15 protein-coding genes are annotated in these 15,620 nt (G+C 58.7%); 6 read left to right on the forward strand and 9 right to left on the reverse strand.

Annotated features, from left to right (window positions below):
- Nucleotides 1-30 precede the first annotated feature (30 nt).
- Complete coding sequence (gene znuA / locus ACQZ6D_RS02495; RefSeq protein WP_111790240.1) at nucleotides 31-1,017, forward strand: zinc ABC transporter substrate-binding protein ZnuA; 987 nt, start codon at nucleotides 31-33, stop codon at nucleotides 1,015-1,017.
- A gap of 21 nt (nucleotides 1,018-1,038) precedes the next feature.
- Here znuA and ACQZ6D_RS02500 read toward each other — a convergent pair whose 3' ends face one another.
- On the reverse strand, nucleotides 1,039-2,091 hold the full coding sequence (locus ACQZ6D_RS02500) for a LacI family transcriptional regulator (protein WP_448729596.1): 1,053 nt from the start codon (nucleotides 2,089-2,091) through the stop codon (nucleotides 1,039-1,041).
- A gap of 499 nt (nucleotides 2,092-2,590) precedes the next feature.
- On the opposite strand from ACQZ6D_RS02500, the gene ACQZ6D_RS02505 reads away from it, so the two are divergent.
- The 3 genes from ACQZ6D_RS02505 to ACQZ6D_RS02515 all read left to right on the forward strand — a co-directional run bounded on the left by ACQZ6D_RS02505 (nucleotide 2,591) and on the right by ACQZ6D_RS02515 (nucleotide 6,730).
- Nucleotides 2,591-5,056, forward strand: coding sequence for a beta-mannosidase (locus tag ACQZ6D_RS02505; RefSeq protein WP_448729597.1), 2,466 nt, complete (start codon nucleotides 2,591-2,593; stop codon nucleotides 5,054-5,056).
- Between the two features lie 123 nt (nucleotides 5,057-5,179).
- Nucleotides 5,180-6,211 (forward strand): L-glyceraldehyde 3-phosphate reductase, encoded by a 1,032-nt coding sequence (gene mgrA, locus ACQZ6D_RS02510; protein ID WP_115063145.1) that lies wholly within the window; start codon nucleotides 5,180-5,182, stop codon nucleotides 6,209-6,211.
- Nucleotides 6,212-6,403: 192 nt separating this feature from the next.
- On the forward strand, nucleotides 6,404-6,730 hold the full coding sequence (locus tag ACQZ6D_RS02515) for an RcnB family protein (protein ID WP_003515287.1): 327 nt from the start codon (nucleotides 6,404-6,406) through the stop codon (nucleotides 6,728-6,730).
- Between the two features lie 68 nt (nucleotides 6,731-6,798).
- Here ACQZ6D_RS02515 and gndA read toward each other — a convergent pair whose 3' ends face one another.
- From gndA to ccoG, 5 genes are all read right to left on the reverse strand, one after another.
- Nucleotides 6,799-8,229: an NADP-dependent phosphogluconate dehydrogenase gene (gene gndA / locus ACQZ6D_RS02520; RefSeq protein ID WP_003515289.1), complete on the reverse strand. Its 1,431-nt coding sequence runs from the start codon at nucleotides 8,227-8,229 to the stop codon at nucleotides 6,799-6,801.
- 158 nt (nucleotides 8,230-8,387) lie between these two features.
- Nucleotides 8,388-8,546 (reverse strand): cbb3-type cytochrome oxidase assembly protein CcoS, encoded by a 159-nt coding sequence (gene ccoS, locus ACQZ6D_RS02525; RefSeq protein WP_003515291.1) that lies wholly within the window; start codon nucleotides 8,544-8,546, stop codon nucleotides 8,388-8,390.
- Nucleotides 8,543-10,834, reverse strand: coding sequence for a cation-translocating P-type ATPase (locus tag ACQZ6D_RS02530; RefSeq protein ID WP_083211499.1), 2,292 nt, complete (start codon nucleotides 10,832-10,834; stop codon nucleotides 8,543-8,545). The genes ccoS and ACQZ6D_RS02530 overlap by 4 nt, the downstream gene beginning before the upstream one ends.
- A complete protein-coding gene (locus tag ACQZ6D_RS02535; RefSeq protein WP_003515295.1) occupies nucleotides 10,831-11,331 on the reverse strand; it encodes a FixH family protein in 501 nt (166 codons plus the stop codon). The genes ACQZ6D_RS02530 and ACQZ6D_RS02535 overlap by 4 nt, the downstream gene beginning before the upstream one ends.
- Complete coding sequence (gene ccoG, locus ACQZ6D_RS02540; protein WP_065702500.1) at nucleotides 11,328-12,911, reverse strand: cytochrome c oxidase accessory protein CcoG; 1,584 nt, start codon at nucleotides 12,909-12,911, stop codon at nucleotides 11,328-11,330. The genes ACQZ6D_RS02535 and ccoG overlap by 4 nt, the downstream gene beginning before the upstream one ends.
- Before the next feature lie 120 nt (nucleotides 12,912-13,031).
- Between ccoG and ACQZ6D_RS02545 the strand changes: the two genes are divergently transcribed.
- Together ACQZ6D_RS02545 and ACQZ6D_RS02550 are read left to right on the forward strand one after the other, a co-directional pair.
- Entirely contained in the window at nucleotides 13,032-13,436 is a 405-nt protein-coding gene (locus ACQZ6D_RS02545) for an SRPBCC family protein (protein WP_065702499.1), read from the forward strand.
- Nucleotides 13,437-13,447: 11 nt separating this feature from the next.
- On the forward strand, nucleotides 13,448-13,804 hold the full coding sequence (locus ACQZ6D_RS02550) for a VOC family protein (protein WP_003515303.1): 357 nt from the start codon (nucleotides 13,448-13,450) through the stop codon (nucleotides 13,802-13,804).
- Nucleotides 13,805-13,852: 48 nt separating this feature from the next.
- Here the strand turns inward: ACQZ6D_RS02550 and ccoP are convergent, their stop codons facing one another.
- The 3 genes from ccoP to ccoO are packed head-to-tail and all read right to left on the reverse strand — an operon-like array spanning nucleotide 13,853 to nucleotide 15,616.
- Nucleotides 13,853-14,716 (reverse strand): cytochrome-c oxidase, cbb3-type subunit III, encoded by an 864-nt coding sequence (gene ccoP, locus ACQZ6D_RS02555; RefSeq protein WP_003515305.1) that lies wholly within the window; start codon nucleotides 14,714-14,716, stop codon nucleotides 13,853-13,855.
- Nucleotides 14,717-14,719: 3 nt separating this feature from the next.
- On the reverse strand, nucleotides 14,720-14,872 hold the full coding sequence (locus ACQZ6D_RS02560) for a CcoQ/FixQ family Cbb3-type cytochrome c oxidase assembly chaperone (RefSeq protein WP_003502810.1): 153 nt from the start codon (nucleotides 14,870-14,872) through the stop codon (nucleotides 14,720-14,722).
- Nucleotides 14,873-14,884: 12 nt separating this feature from the next.
- Nucleotides 14,885-15,616 carry a cytochrome-c oxidase, cbb3-type subunit II gene (gene ccoO / locus ACQZ6D_RS02565; protein WP_003515307.1) on the reverse strand — a complete coding sequence of 244 codons (732 nt, stop codon included), beginning with the start codon at nucleotides 15,614-15,616 and terminating at the stop codon, nucleotides 14,885-14,887.
- Nucleotides 15,617-15,620 lie beyond the last annotated feature (4 nt).

Here is a 15,620-nt window from a genome sequence, read left to right on the forward strand (position 1 = left end):
AACTATACTTCTTCAAGTGGAGTGCATTTCATGAGATCGTTCGTGATCCCGCTCATGGCATCGGTAGCAATAGCGGCGGCCGCCTCCGGCGCCACCGCCGCCCCAAATGTCGTGGTCTCGATCAAGCCTGTCCATTCCCTCGTCGCGGCAATCATGCGTGGCGTGGGCGAACCGCAACTCATTGTCGACGGCGCAGCCTCACCGCACACCTATAATCTGCGGCCTTCCAATGCCCGCACGCTGGAAAAGGCAGATCTGGTCTTTTGGGTCGGGCCTGGACTGGAGGCATTTCTGCAGAAGCCGCTGGAGGCGTTGACCAGCAAGGCAACAGTGGTCGAACTGGAAGACGCCAAGGGGCTGGAAAAGCTTCCCTTCCGCGAAGGCGGCCCTTTCGAGGCGCATGACGATGGCGAAGAGGCCCATGGAGAACATGCAGGCCATTCGGACAGCGAAGACGCTCATGCTCATGATCATGCGCACGATGACGGCGACCATGAACACGGCGCGTACGACACTCATCTGTGGCTCGATCCGGCCAACGCCAAGGCCATGGCCCAGACGATAGAAACCGCACTGATTGCCGCCGATGCCGGCAATGCGGAAACCTATCAAGCCAATACGAAAAAACTGATCGACGATCTCGATGCGCTCGACAGCGAAATTGCGGAAACGGTCAAGCCTGTGAAGGACAAGCCCTTCATCGTCTTCCACGATGCCTATCAATATTTCGAGCATCGCTACGGCGTAAAAACGGCGGGATCGATCACCGTTAGCCCCGAAACCCTGCCCGGTGCCGATCGCGTCAGGGAGATGCAGGAAAAGGTTCGCCAACTTGGCGCGACCTGCGTTTTTGCCGAACCGCAATTCGAGCCGAAACTGATCTCCGTCATAACCGAAGGCACGGCGGCAAAGTCTGCGACGCTCGATCCCGAAGCGGCCACGCTTGAACCGGGTCCCGATCTATACTTCAAGATGATGCGCGGCATCGCCGGCTCGCTGAAGGATTGCCTGTCCTGATCCGGACATGCGTTCCTTCTATCAAGGCTTCGGCGCCATTGAGGACCAGACCGGGCAGCTGATGCTTTGCAGCGTTTCTGGCGGCGCACCGTTGATGCGTGCCAGCAGAGCCTTGGCAAGCTCCCTGCCCGCAAGCTTGATGTCCTCGTTGACTGTGTGGATTTGTGGCTGGATCCAGTTCAGGAATTCGGCGGACTGTTTCGACACGATATCGATATCCTTGCCGATCCTGACACCGGCTGCCTCAAACCCCGCCACAAGCGCAATAGTGCTGCTGCCGCTGATGGAGACAATGCCGTCAGGGCGATCGTCTGATTGCATCAGGCGCTTGCCGAAATCGCGGATCTTGTCGAGCGGCGTCTCGATGGTGATGGCATCCAACGGGAATTCGGAAACGCCGAAATCCCTGATACCGCGGGTGAACCCCTTGCGGGCGTGGTCGTGGAACGCAAACCGCGATGGCGGCACGATGATGGCGATCCTCTTTCGCCCACATTGCGCCAGCCGCTCCACGGCCTCATAGGCATAAGCCTCGTTATCGAAATCGTGATAGGCGTGCTCAATGCCCATGTCGGACCGCCCATGGGTAACGAAGGGCATTTTGCGCTCCGTCATGAAACGGACGCGCGGATCGTTCGGCTCGATTTTGGAGATAATGACCCCGTCCGCCGAACCGGTTTCGAGAATGTAGCGGATCGGCACCATGGAATCCTTGGCGTGGGTGTGAGGGGTAACGACGAGGTGATATTGCGTCGTCGCCAGGACCTCGGTGATGCCGAATACCATCTGGCTGGTGAAGCCCATCAATTCCTCGTCGACGCTCAGCACCAGCGCGATCACATTGGTCTTGCCGGTGCGAAGGCGCACACCAGCTCGGTTCGGCTGGTAACCGATCTGCTGGGCAATCAGCCGCACGCGCTCCTTGGTTTCCGCGCCGATGTCAGGCGCATCCTTCAGCGCGCGTGACACGGTGGTGATGCCAAGACCCGTCATGTAGGCGATGGTCTTCAAGGTCGGGCGCTCACCTGTCGTCGCCTTCGCTTCGTCCCTGCCAGAATTACCAGTATCGTTCATGTCATTTCGCCACGCTTTGCAGAACAATAATCATAGATAGCTTTTCGTTTCTTGCAAAGGCAAACGTCGCCGGTCGCCATCACACCCGATCCGGTCTTCGGGCCTTTGGCTATAACGATGTAGGGCGTGGAAAATATCGAACGGGATTATCCCTGATTACCGACCTTACGCGCTCGCGAAACTTCCGCTCAAGAGAGAAACAATGCCAATAAACTAGATTAAATAGTAACAATAATTATTTGATATATATAAATAAAAGTCAATAAATATCAAGGCACCCGTACGCGTGGTTTTCCAATAGTACCAACGGGCATTTTTCGCGCATGAAGTTTCACTCCGAAGACATGACGGAACGATCATTTTACGGTAACGTTGCCGGAGGGAGGAGATTGCCGAGCTGAGCGAGCTGGATAACGGCTGGCTGGCGGGCATGCATCTTCCCCAGATTCCGACACAAGCCTGCGTCATAATGGCCAGCTTATCCTATTTGAATTCGTCCATGCAGGGTCCCATCATGATTTCTTCCTCCACGCCCGAAACCGTCATCGATCTGGCCGGGCTCTGGCGCCTGACCTCGCTGGAAGGAGACTACACGACCGACCTTACCGTGCCGGGAGACGTTCACAGCGCACTCAAAAACGCGGGCATCATTCCAGACCCCTATCACGGTGCCAATGAAAATGCGGTGCAATGGGTCGCGCATCGGGACTGGATCATAGAGCGGACCTTCATCCTCGATGACGCCGATGCCAGCTGGTATCTCGATATCGATTATCTCGACACCGTCGCGATCGTCTTCGTCAACGATGTCCCGGTCTTGAGTTCGGACAATTGCTTCCGACGTTACCGTCCCGATGTGTCTCGCGCCGTGCGGCCCGGTGAAAACACCATTCGTATCCATTTCCACTCCAACATCGCAGCCGGGGCGAAACGGCAGGCGCGACAACCTTTTTACATTCCCTATCATGAGGGCAACTCGCCGATTGCCAACGGCAACATGTTGCGCAAGCCACAGTGCCATTTCGGCTGGGACTGGAATATCGCGATTGCTCCGCTCGGCCTTTACGGCAAAATCCTGCTGAAGCGCCTCGATACGGCACGGGTCGAACACGTCGTCACCTCACAACATCATGTCGAGGGCGGCGTCGAGCTGCATGTGGCAATCACGCTGTTTGCCGAAGGTCCGGCGAGCCTTCCGCTCTACCTTTCCCTCAACGACGAAAGACTGCGGCTTGATTGCGGCGTGGGTGCGGGTGAGACGGTGGTGCGCCACGTCTTCTTCGTGGAAGATCCCGCGCTCTGGTGGCCGGCGGGCAGCGGCGAACAGACGCTCTACACGCTGACGGTGGAGTTGCCGGATGAAACCCTCACCCGCAGGATCGGCTTCAGGACCATTGAACTTCTGACGGACAAGGATGAGGCCGGTAGCCGATTTGCCTTCCGCATCAACGGCCGGGAAATCTTCTGCCGTGGCGCGAACTGGATTCCATCCGATGCGCTTTATTCGCTGACCAGCCACGAAAAAACCGAAGACCTTCTGTGTTCGGCCGTCGAGGCCAATATGAACATGATCCGCGTCTGGGGCGGCGGGTTTTACGAGGAAGACTGGTTCTACGATCTCTGTGACCGTCTCGGTCTTCTGGTCTGGCAGGATTTCATGTTCGCCTGCAACCTTTACCCCTGCAGCGAAGACTTTCTCGACAATGTCGAACACGAGGTCGACTATCAGGTAAAACGCCTGTCCTCCCATCCGTCCATCGCGCTCTGGTGCGGCGACAACGAATTGGTGGGTGCCCTCACCTGGTTCGAGGAGCCCCGCAACAACCGCGACCGTTATCTCGTGGCTTACGACCGCCTCAACCGCACTATCGAAAAGGCGCTGAAAAAAGCCGCCCCCGAAGCACTCTGGTGGCCCTCCAGCCCGGCTTCAGGCTACCTCGATTATGGTGATGCCTGGCATGCGGATGGTTCCGGCGACATGCATTACTGGTCCGTCTGGCACGAAAACAAATCGTTCGACAATTACCGCTCGGTCAAGCCGCGCTTCTGCTCCGAATTCGGTTTTCAGTCCTACACCTCCATGCCTGTCATCCGCACCTATGCGGAAGAGAAAGACATGAACATCGCCTCCCCGGTGATCGAACTGCACCAGAAGAATGTCGGCGGCAATGAGCGCATCGCTGGCACCATGTTCCGCTATTTCCGCTTTCCGAAGGATTTCGAAAATTTCGTGTATCTGAGCCAGGTACAGCAGGCGCTGGCCATCCGAACCGCGGTCGACTACTGGCGCTCGCTGAAACCCCATTGCATGGGAACGCTCTATTGGCAGCTCAACGACACCTGGCCGGTTGCCTCATGGTCGAGCCTGGATTACGGCGGCGGCTGGAAGGCGCTGCATTATGCTGCCCGCCGGTTCTTCCAGCCGGTCTCGGTTTCCGCCATTCCCTCGGAAGACGGACGCCGGTTAAGTTTCTCCATGGTCAACGACACGGCGGAAGATGTCGAGATCGACATGAATATTGTCGCCCTCACGATGGAGGGTAACCGCGTGCCGCTGAAATCCGCCAACGGCACGTGCGCAACGGACAAGGCTGCGACGCTGACAGAAATCGACATGGACAGCCTGCCTGATGGTTCCATCCTTGCCTGGAACTTCATAGCATCCAACGGCATGACAGGCGAAGGCCATCATGTGCGCGACACCTACAAGTCTCTGGAGCTCCAGCGCGCTGGACTGACGTTCTCCACCGCCACATTGAAAAACGGCCAGCTCGAAATCGATGTCACCGCAGCCGGTCTTGCCCTCTTCGTCATGCTGGAGGCCGATCAGCCCGGGCGTTATTCCGACAATCTGTTCGATCTCGCAGCGGGCGAAACACGCCGGATCATCTTCACCCCGAAGGCGGGCAGCGGGCAGCCGCAGTTCCGTATCTTCGATCTTTATACCTGCCAATCCTCGCATTGAAACCACGCGGCGAAAGGCTTAACCATCCTTAGCGGAACGGCAGGCAACGTTGCGCCTGCCCTCATCTTTCAAAGGTTTGCCGGCTTCTCCGGCAACCATTCATCAGCAAGTGGAGGAAGACCCATGGTTTGGCAACCGGCCGAAAACCGATATACATCCATGAAATACAATCATTGCGGAAAGACTGGCCTGAAGCTGCCGGCGATCTCGCTCGGGCTGTGGCACAATTTCGGCAACGACACACCGCACCAGACCAAACAGGCCATTTGCCGCCGCGCCTTTGACCTCGGCATTACCCATTTCGATCTCGCCAATAATTACGGCCCACCACCCGGCAGCGCCGAAACTGCCTTCGGCGAAATTCTGAAGACGGATTTTAGAGGCTACCGCGATGAAATGGTCATCTCGTCCAAGGCGGGCTACAACATGTGGCCCGGTCCTTACGGTGAATGGGGCAGCCGCAAATATCTGATATCGTCCTGCGACCAGAGCCTGAAGCGCATGGGGCTGGACTACGTCGATATCTTCTACTCCCACCGTTTCGATCCCAACACGCCGCTTGAGGAAACCTGCGGCGCACTGGACCAGATCGTGCGCTCGGGCAAGGCGCTCTATGTCGGCATCTCTTCCTACAACTCGAAACGCACCCGTGAGGCCGCCGCGATCCTGAAAGATCTTGGCACGCCCTGCATCATCCACCAACCGAGCTACTCCATGATCAATCGCTGGATCGAGGAAGACGGTCTGGTCGATACGCTGGAAGATCTTGGCATTGGCTCCATCGTCTTTTCGCCGCTGGCGCAGGGCATGCTGACGACGAAATATCTGGGTGGCGTGCCTGATGGCAGCCGTGCATCGCAGAGCAAGTCACTCAACCCCGCCTTCCTCAACGAGCGCAATGTCGAAAACATCCGCGCGCTCAATCGCATTGCCGAGCGGCGTGGCCAAACGCTCGCGCAGATGGCAATCGCCTGGGTGCTGCGCGGTGGTCGCATCACGTCGGCGCTCATCGGTGCGAGCCGTGTCGAACAGGTCGAGGATTGCGTGAAGGCACTCGACAATGCCGACTTCTCCACAGAGGAGCTTGCGGAAATCGACGGTTACGCAAAGGACGCGGATATCAACCTTTGGGCAAAATCCGCTGAACGCGTCTAATACTTGAAACAGGCTGCCCGGTTTCCAACGGGCAGCCTGATCGACGCAAAAACTGGACTGAAATCTCCAACAGAAAGATTAACGTCCCCGTCTAACCATTAACAACCATTACATAAATGTAATTTTAAATTCAGTTTCCGTTCATTCGTTTATTCGTAAGTTCTCCTTATCGAAACACGAGAGGAAACATTCATGAAAAAGTTCGTCACCATTCTTCTGGCTGCAACTGTTCTTGCTGCTCCAATGGCCCAGGCACAAAGCCGCCACGACGATCGTCATCGCGGTGTAACCGTCGAGCGTCACACGACCACCAAAAAGGTCATCGTCAAAAAGCACCGTTGGGATCGCGGTCAGCGCCTCTCCCCGGCAGAGCGTCGTCATTTCGTCGACCGCCGCGACTATCGCCGTTACCGTCTGGCAGAGCCGCGTCGCGACCAGCGCTGGGTACGCGTCGACAACCAGTTCCTGCTCATCAACGCCGTCACCGGCCTGATCGTCGGCCTTTCTGCGGCACGCTGAGTAAATCGACGGATGATATGAAAAAGGCCCGCTTGCGCGGGCCTTTTGTCGTTTATCGTTATAGCCGATCAGAAAATGTCGGCGCCGCTGCCCCACGGGCCATGCGGCTTGTCGACACCGTCGGTGCGTTCGAAGCCATGCGCCCCGAAGAAATCGCGCTGCGCCTGAATAAGGTTTGCGCTGCCGCGGGCGCGACGATAGGCGTCGAAATAACCAAGCGCGGAAGCGAGTGCCGAAACCGGCAGACCGGAGAGAACCGCGTAGGAAACGACACGGCGCAGGGCGGCGTCGGTGTCCTTGACGATGCCGGAGAAGGCAGGCGTCACGATGAGGTTTGCCACATGCGGATCCTTGGTGAAGGCCGAGGTGATCTCATCGAGGAATTCTGAGCGGATGATGCAGCCGGCGCGCCAGATGCGGGCGATCGTCGGCATCGGCAGGTTCCAGTTGAACTCCTTCGATGCGGCCGACATGACGGCAAAGCCCTGTGCGTAAGCACCGACCTTGGCGGCCAGAAGCGCGCTTTCCAGATCGGCGATAAAGGCCTTTTTGTCAGCCGGTGCAGCTGCAACGGTCGGCAGGCCGAAGATCTTCTCGGCAGCTTCGCGCTCGTCCTTCTGCGACGACAGGATACGGGCAGCCACGGCGGCCTCGATGGCAGTTGCGGCGACGCCCATGTTCTGCGCCTCGATAACCGACCACTTGCCTGTGCCCTTCTGGCCGGCCTTGTCGAGGATCAGATCGACCATCGGCTTGCCGGTGATCGGATCGGCAGCGCGCAGAACCTTCTCGGTGATTTCGATCAGGTAGGAGTTGAGACGGCCCTTGTTCCATTCACCGAATACATCGGCGATTTCAGACGCACTCATCTTCAGGCCGTCACGCAGGATGCCGTAGATTTCGGCGATCATCTGCATGTCGGCATATTCGATGCCGTTATGGATCGTCTTGACGAAATGACCGGCACCGTCATTGCCGAGCCATGCCACGCACGGATCGTCATTATACTTGGCGGAAATGGAGGTCAGAACCTTCTCGACGCGCTTCCAGCTATCTTCGGTACCGCCGACCATGATCGACGGTCCGTGACGCGCACCTTCTTCACCGCCGGAAACGCCCATACCGATAAAGGTCAGACCGCTATCCTTCAGATTGTCGAAACGGCGGATCGTATCGCGGAAATTCGCATTGCCGGCGTCGATCATGATGTCGCCGTTCGAGAGATGCGGCTTCAGGATTTCCATCTGCTGGTCAACCGGATCGCCGGCCTTGATCATGATAATGATCGGGCGCGGAGGACGAATGGCGGCGACGAATTCCTCGATGGTTTCGCAAGGGATCAACTGCCCCTGCAAGTCCCCAGCCTCGGCGTAGAATTTTTTCGTCGCTTCAGGGGTTCGGTTGAATACGGCAATCTTGTTGCCCTTTTCCGCGATGTTCAACGCCAGGTTCGAGCCCATGACGCCGAGACCGATCAAACCGATTTCTGCCTGTTCCACGGATGTGCCTCCATCTTGCTTTTAGGTGGTCGTGTTGTGGCACTGTAATGAACAAACGGCAAGGCTAGGGGCGACTGAAACGATTAAATTTTGATGACGCAAATCAGCTTTGCATATTTGCGACAGGTCGGGGGAAGGTCGTAACCAACGCGCCTCCCCTAGGAAGGTCGTGGCCGGTCGTCGCCATCGTCCAGCGCTCGCCAGGCAGCGCCGTCCATATCCTCATATTGCCCTGATCGCACCGACCAGAGGAAGGCGAAAAGCCCGAGCGCTCCGAGAAACAGGGCGACGGGGATGAGATAGATCAACATGTTCATGCCGGTTGCGCCCCCTCGCCCGCAAATCCGGTCGGCACGCTCTGTTGCGCAGAAACGGCTTCAGCCGTTCCGGCAAGACGCAGCGCATTTGCAACAACGATGAGCGACGATGTCGACATGGCGATGGCCGCGATCATCGGCGTCGCATAACCGGCAATCGCAATCGGCACGGCAATGACATTGTAGCCGATGGCAAGCGCGAAGTTCTGCCGGATAAGCCGTCCGGCCCGCCGCGATGTCTCGATGGCGACAGGAACGGCATCCAGATTCTCGTGCATGAACACGAAGTCGGCGGCCTGCCGGCCGATATCGGCGGCTGTTGCCGGTGCCATCGAAACATGTGCTGCAGCCAGCGCAGGCGCATCATTGATACCGTCGCCCACCATCAGAACCTTGCGTCCCTCGCCTGCCAGTGCCCCACAGCGCCCCGCCTTGTCTTTCGGCGACAGGTCGGCGTTCCATTTCGCAATGCCCAGACGCTGCGCCATGGCCTTCACGGCCGGGACCCGGTCACCGGACACGATTTCCAGCACCAGTCCTTGTACAGAAAGGCTGCGCAGTGCCTGTACGGCGCCAGGACGCGGATTGTCCTCGAAACCGAAACTCGCCAGATACCCGCCGTCAAGCGAAAGCACCACTTCCGATCGCGCGTCGCCGTTTTCCATTTGCGATTCATCCGGGCAGGCAAAACGGCGGTTGCCAAGCCGGTAGGTTCCCGCCGGCGTGAGAGCCTCAACACCGGAGCCGGGAATTTCACGCACCGCTTCGTAGACCGATAAAATTCCGCCATAGGCTGCATGCAGGGCTTTGGACAGCGGATGGCGTGAATGGGCGGCAAGGCCAGCCGCAATCGCCACCGTGGCGGGGTTCACATCGCCGGTTTCCACCAGTCGCGGCTTCCCGACCGTCAGGGTGCCTGTCTTGTCGAACAGCACGGTGTCGATTTCGGCCAGTCGCTCCATCGCCGAGCCTTCCTTGACCATGATGCCATGCCGAAAGAGCCGGCCTGCCGCCACCACCTGCACCACCGGAACAGCAAGGCCAAGCGCACAGGGGCAGGTGATGATGAGAACCGCAATCGCGATCAGCATCGCCTGCTTCCAGTCACCGCCCAAAACGCCCCAACCGAGAAAGGTCATGAGAGCAAGAAGATGTACGACGGGCGAATAATAGCTCGCGGCACGGTCGGCAATCCGCCGATAGCGCGCCCGCCCCCCTTCCGCCGCCTCCATCAGCCCGATCACTTCCGACAGAAACGAATCCTTTGCCGATGCGGTCACCCGCGCGGCGAGCGAACCGGTGAGATTGAGCGTGCCTGCCTGAAGCAGATCACCCGCCTCCACCCGACGCGGCGCGCTTTCGCCGTTGACAATGGACATGTCGAGATCGCTGCTTCCGCTAATGACCATCGCATCCACCGCCACCCGGTCACCGGCAGCAATCACAATCGTCATACCGGGTAGCACATCGCCAAGCGGGCGATATTCCCGCGTTCCGTCCTCACCGATAACGGTTGCGCCGCGTGGTGAAAGCCGGGCCAGGCCTGCAATTGCCGAGCGCGCCCTGTCACGCATGATATGGTCAAGCGTGCGGCCGATCAGCAGGAAGAACAGCAGCGACACGGTCGCGTCAAACCACGCATGTTCGCCATGATGAATCGTCTCCCACAGCGAGATTGCGTAGGATAGCGTGATGGCGAGCGCGATCGGCACATCCATATTGGTGCGGCCATGCTTCAGCGCATTCCAGGCCGACTGATAGAAGAACCGGCCGCCATAGATCAGCGCCGGCGCGGCAATCATCGCCGAAATCCAGTGGAACATGTCACGCGTCGCGGCATCGGCCCCGGACCAGACGGACACGGACAGCAGCATGATATTGGCGGAAGCAAAGCCGCAGAGCGCCACCGCCCTGATCAGTTGCGAGCGCAACACGTCCGAAGCATCCTGTCCGCTCGCGAAAAGATGCGTCCGGTATCCGGTTGCAAGGATTGCGCGGGCAAGTTCGGCGGGATCTGTCCTGATGCCATCGACATCCTCTTTCCAGACAATCGCCACCCGTTTGGAGGACAGGTTCACGCGCGCCTGCTCCACCTGGCGGAGACGGCGCAGCGCCGTTTCGATGGTGGTGATGCAGGCGCCGCAATAAACGCCGGGCACGCTGAGATCTGTCTGGCGCAGCCCCTGCCCCAGATCGCGGCTTGCCAGCATCAGCTCCTCTGATGATGGTGGGTTGACCGGTTCGCCGAGTTGAAGCGACCCTTCCGTTCCCGGTGCACAGCAGCTCATTGACGCCCCCTGATCACCGCGATCCGCGTGCCTTCATGCACGATGATCCTGCCGTCTTTTACGGCAGTGACCTCGACGATCCATTGGCCGGGCAGCATGTCATGCGGGCCGGTGAAGACCCCGGTAGACACCGGGGTCAGCTCCATGTCGAAATTCTGGTGCTCGCCGACCGGCCGGCGAAAACGCGCCGTTACCGAATCCGTATCCACAGGGCCGGTATCTGGATGAAACACCTCGTAGCGCACGGTCTTTTCATCCACCACCAGCCTGCCCTTGATGCCGGTGGCGGCCCTTGCCTTGGCGGCCTCGGCCTTGGCGTTGAACTGCTGGCTGGCAACATAGGTATTGGGCACCACCAGCCCGCTCCAGCTGGTGACAGCGTTCCAGGCCATCACCATGTTGACGGTGATGACGATGCCGAAAAACATCACCATAACACCCAGCATATGCCAGCCGGTGAAAATGAAACCGGACGTCTGGCGATTGGTCGTTGTCATTTTTTCACTCCCGGAGCGTTGAAGACGGCGTCGTAACGGGCCGTCTCATGGCCGCCCGTATCGCTGACGATGAATTCGAAATTTTCAGCAGCCCGCGCGACGTGACTGCCCGGCAGGGTGACGAACACCTTCAGCGTTGTCGCCTCGTCAGGTTCCACCATCACCTCGAAGCTGCGAGAGGCTGCATCCGGCACGCCGTTTATCTTCATCACCGCACTTGGAATGCCCTCTATCGTCAGGCTCATTATGCGCGGTTGCGGCACCATGTTGAGAATGCGAACGGTATAGCCGTTGCGGATGGACCCGTTCGATTCGAGCACATATTGCGGGTTGCGGTCGTGCAGCACGTTCAGAGCCAGCCGCTCGCGCGTCACCAGCGCAAACAGCAAGCCGATGCCGACTGCAGCCCATATTGCCGTGTAAAGAAGCGTGCGCGGGCGAAAGACGATGCGCCAGTCGAAATGGCGAATGCTGTTTTTGAACCCGCCGTCCTCGTCGCGCACATTCGCAGGCCGGATTGCGTGCTGACCGTTGCCGGTCGCAAGCGCCATGTTGGACTGATATTCGGACAGCGTCGCATAGGCGATCAGCCCGCGTGGCTTACCAATCTTGTCCATCACCCCATCGCAGGCATCGATACAGAGCGCGCAGGTGATACATTCCAGCTGCTGCCCGTCCCTGATGTCGATGCCCATGGGACAGACTGCGACACAAGCATTGCAATCGACGCAATCGCCGACGCTCTCCCCTGTGGCCGCAGCCTTTTTGGCGTGCCTCGTGCGAGGTTCACCGCGCCAGTCATTATAGGTCACGACCAGCGAGTTCTCATCCAGCATCGCCGCCTGAATGCGCGGCCAGGGACACATATAAGTACAGACCTGCTCCCGCATCAGCCCGCCGAAAACATAGGTCGTGGCGGTGAGTATCGCGACGGTCGTATAGGCGATCATCGGTGCCTGCCCCGTCATGAACTCTCTCGCCAGCGTCGGTGCATCGGCAAAATAGAAGATCCATGCCCCGCCGGTCAGAACGCCGATCACCAGCCAGATTGCATGTTTCATCACCCGCTTGCGCAGCTTGCCGAAAGTGAAAGGTGCTGCATCGAGCTTCATGCGGGCATTCCTGTCGCCCTCGATCGCCCGCTCGACGACCAGAAACAGGTCCACCCAGACGGTCTGCGGACAGGTATAACCACACCACGCGCGTCCCACGGCGGAGGTGATGAGAAACAACCCCAGACCCGCCATGACCAGCAATCCCGCGACGAAAAAGAACTCCTGCGGCCAGATTTCGATGAAGAAGAAATAAAAGCGCCGGTTGGCAATATCGATCAGCACCGCCTGGTCGGGCGCATAGGGACCGCGATCCCAGCGCAGAAACGGCGTCAGATAATAAATGCCGAGCGTGACCAGCATGACCAGCCACTTGAACCGCCGGAACCGGCCCTCCGCGCGCTTCGGGAAAATTTTCTTGCGCGCTTCATAAAGGGGTTTACGCGTTTTTGCGGAATTGACAGCCTCCGCTTCCAGCCTTTCGACGGGCTGTTGCGGGCGGTCCTGTCCGACGGGATAGATGTTCATGATTGCAGTCCGTTTTTATCTCCTTGCTTTCTCCCATCTCACCGGCGAAACATCCTTGACTTACATCAAGCGCGGACAAAGTGGCGCAGCCTGCGGCCTGCATTAAACAGGGAGGATGAGATGCCAGTCATGCAGTCAAAAATCATTCATCTGTCGGTGGAAAAACCATGGAGCCATGTCTTTGATTTCACCTCCGACCCGCAAAACATGCCGCACTGGGCCGCCGGTCTAGCAGGCGGTCTTAAACCAGACGGCGAGGACTGGATCGCCGATGGCGGCCCGCTGGGTGAGGTCCGCGTCAATTTCGCGCCCTTAAACGAATTCGGCGTGATAGACCACGTCGTGACATTGCCGGATGGCATGAAGGTGTATAACGCGCTGCGGGTAACACCGAATGGCAGCGGTGCCGAAGTCAGCTTTACCCTGCTTCGCCTGCCGGACATGACGGACGAGGATTTCGAACGGGATGCGGAGATGGTCCGGGTCGATCTGGAAACACTGAAGTCGCTGCTCGAAACGGATTGAAGGATAAAACGATGACCACGAATACGAATGATCGGCGCATCGACTATGTCGAATTCAACGTCGCCGATATCGAGCGCAGCAAGGAATTTTACGGCGGCGCTTTCGGCTGGTCCTTTAAGGATTACGGCCCGCAATATTGCGAGTTTTCCGACGGCCGGCTGACCGGCGGTTTCACCACCACGGCACCCGTGTCAGCCAAGGGTGGACCGCTTGTCATTCTTTACGCCGCCGATATCGAGAATGCGCACCGGCGTGTCGAGGCAGCCGGTGGGCAGATCAGCGTCGCCATATTCGCCTTTCCCGGCGGACGCCGTTTTCATTTCACCGATCCGGATGGATACGAACTGGCCGTCTGGTCTGATCGCTAAGAAAAAGGGCCGCATCGGGCGGCCCTTTCCATTTGTTGGCTGTGACGTTCACTCGCCACCGCCCAGCGAGTGCACGAAGATCGCAAGCTGCTTGACCGTGGTATCACCAAGCCGTTCACCCCAGGCGGGCATGACCCCGTGTTTTGGCGACCGTATCTGCGCAACTATCCCCTGCTCGCCACTGGCCTTCAGCCAGATCGCGTCGGCCAGGTTGGGCGCGCCGAACTCGCGGTTGCCCTTGGCGTTCTCACCGTGGCACGAGGCGCAATTGTCGGCGAAAATCTGTTTACCGGGTTCTACGAGTGCCGGGTTGGAAGGCGTTCCTGTCAGGCTGACGACATAGGCGGCGACCTCGCGGATTTCCTCGGACTTGAGGATATCGCCGAAGGCCGGCATTTCCGACAGGCGCGTATCGGGATCGTCGGCAAAACGAATGCCGTGCTTTACCGTCGTATAGATATCCTCGACGCTGCCTCCCCACATCCAGTCATCGTCGTTGAGGTTGGGATATCCCTGCCCGCCTTCCGCACCCGAACCGTGACACTGGATGCAATTGACCTTGAAGGCGGCGGCACCGCCGGAAAGCGCAAATTGCCTTAGCGTCGGATCGGCCTCAATCTCGGCGAGCGAGGAACTGGCGATTCTGTCGGAATAGACGCTCTGCGCCTGTTTGGCGTCCGCCATATCGGCAGCGATCTCGGAACGGCTGCTCCAGCCGAGCAACCCTTGCGTTGCGCCATTGATCAGCGGCCATGCCGGATAGGCGATGGTGTAGCCGATGGCCCAGAGGATCGTGAAGTAGAAGGTCCAGACCCACCAGCGCGGCATCGGATTGTTAAGCTCGCGAATACCGTCCCATTCATGGCCGGTGGTTTCGACGCCGCTGATGTCATCAATGTGTTTTTCGGACATATCCTAGTCCTCCTTAAGCGGAATGCTGGCGGCGTCGTCCGCAGCTTTTTTCGATCCGGGACGAAGGGTGAAAACGACGACGCCGGCGAAGAACAGGGTCATGGCAAGCAGGCCCCAGCTATCGGCGAAGTGGCGCATGGCCGTGTAGGTTTCCATCGTATCGCCTCCTCACCGATATCCGGCGGCATCGTCATAGGTCGAGAAATCGACCAGCGTGCCGAGCATCTGCAAATAGGCAACCAGCGCATCCATTTCGGTAAGCTTGGCTGGATCGCCATCGAAATCGCCGACTTTCGCCTTCGGATAGCGCGCCAGAAGCTCGGTCGTATCGGCGTTCGGATCGGCCTGCGCGTGAAGATCAGCCGCTGATTTCTCGATCATCTCGTCGCTATAGGGCACGCCAACGGCGCGGTTAGCCTTCAGCTCCATCGAGATATCCGTAATCTTCAACGGCGTGGTTTTGAGGAACGCGTAGGACGGCATGATCGATTCCGGCACGACGGAGCGCGGATCGGCCAGATGCTGCACGTGCCATTCATTCGAATAGCGGTCGCCTACGCGTGCGAGGTCCGGCCCCGTGCGCTTGGAACCCCACTGGAACGGGTGGTCGTACATGGATTCCGCCGCCAGGCTGTAATGCCCGTAACGCTCCACCTCGTCGCGGAACGGCCGGATCATCTGGCTGTGGCAGACATAACATCCCTCGCGGATGTAGATGTTGCGCCCGGCCAGTTCGAGCGGCGAGTAGGGCCGCATGCCCTCCACCTTCTCGATGGTGTTTTCGAGATAGAAAAGCGGCGCGATTTCCACAATACCGCCGATTGAGACGACGAGCAGCGAGCCGACCAAAAGCAGTGTGGCGTTGCGTTCGATGACGCCGTGTTTGTCGAGTATGGACATCGGC

The organism is Agrobacterium sp. 22-3639C2 (genome assembly GCF_053522105.1).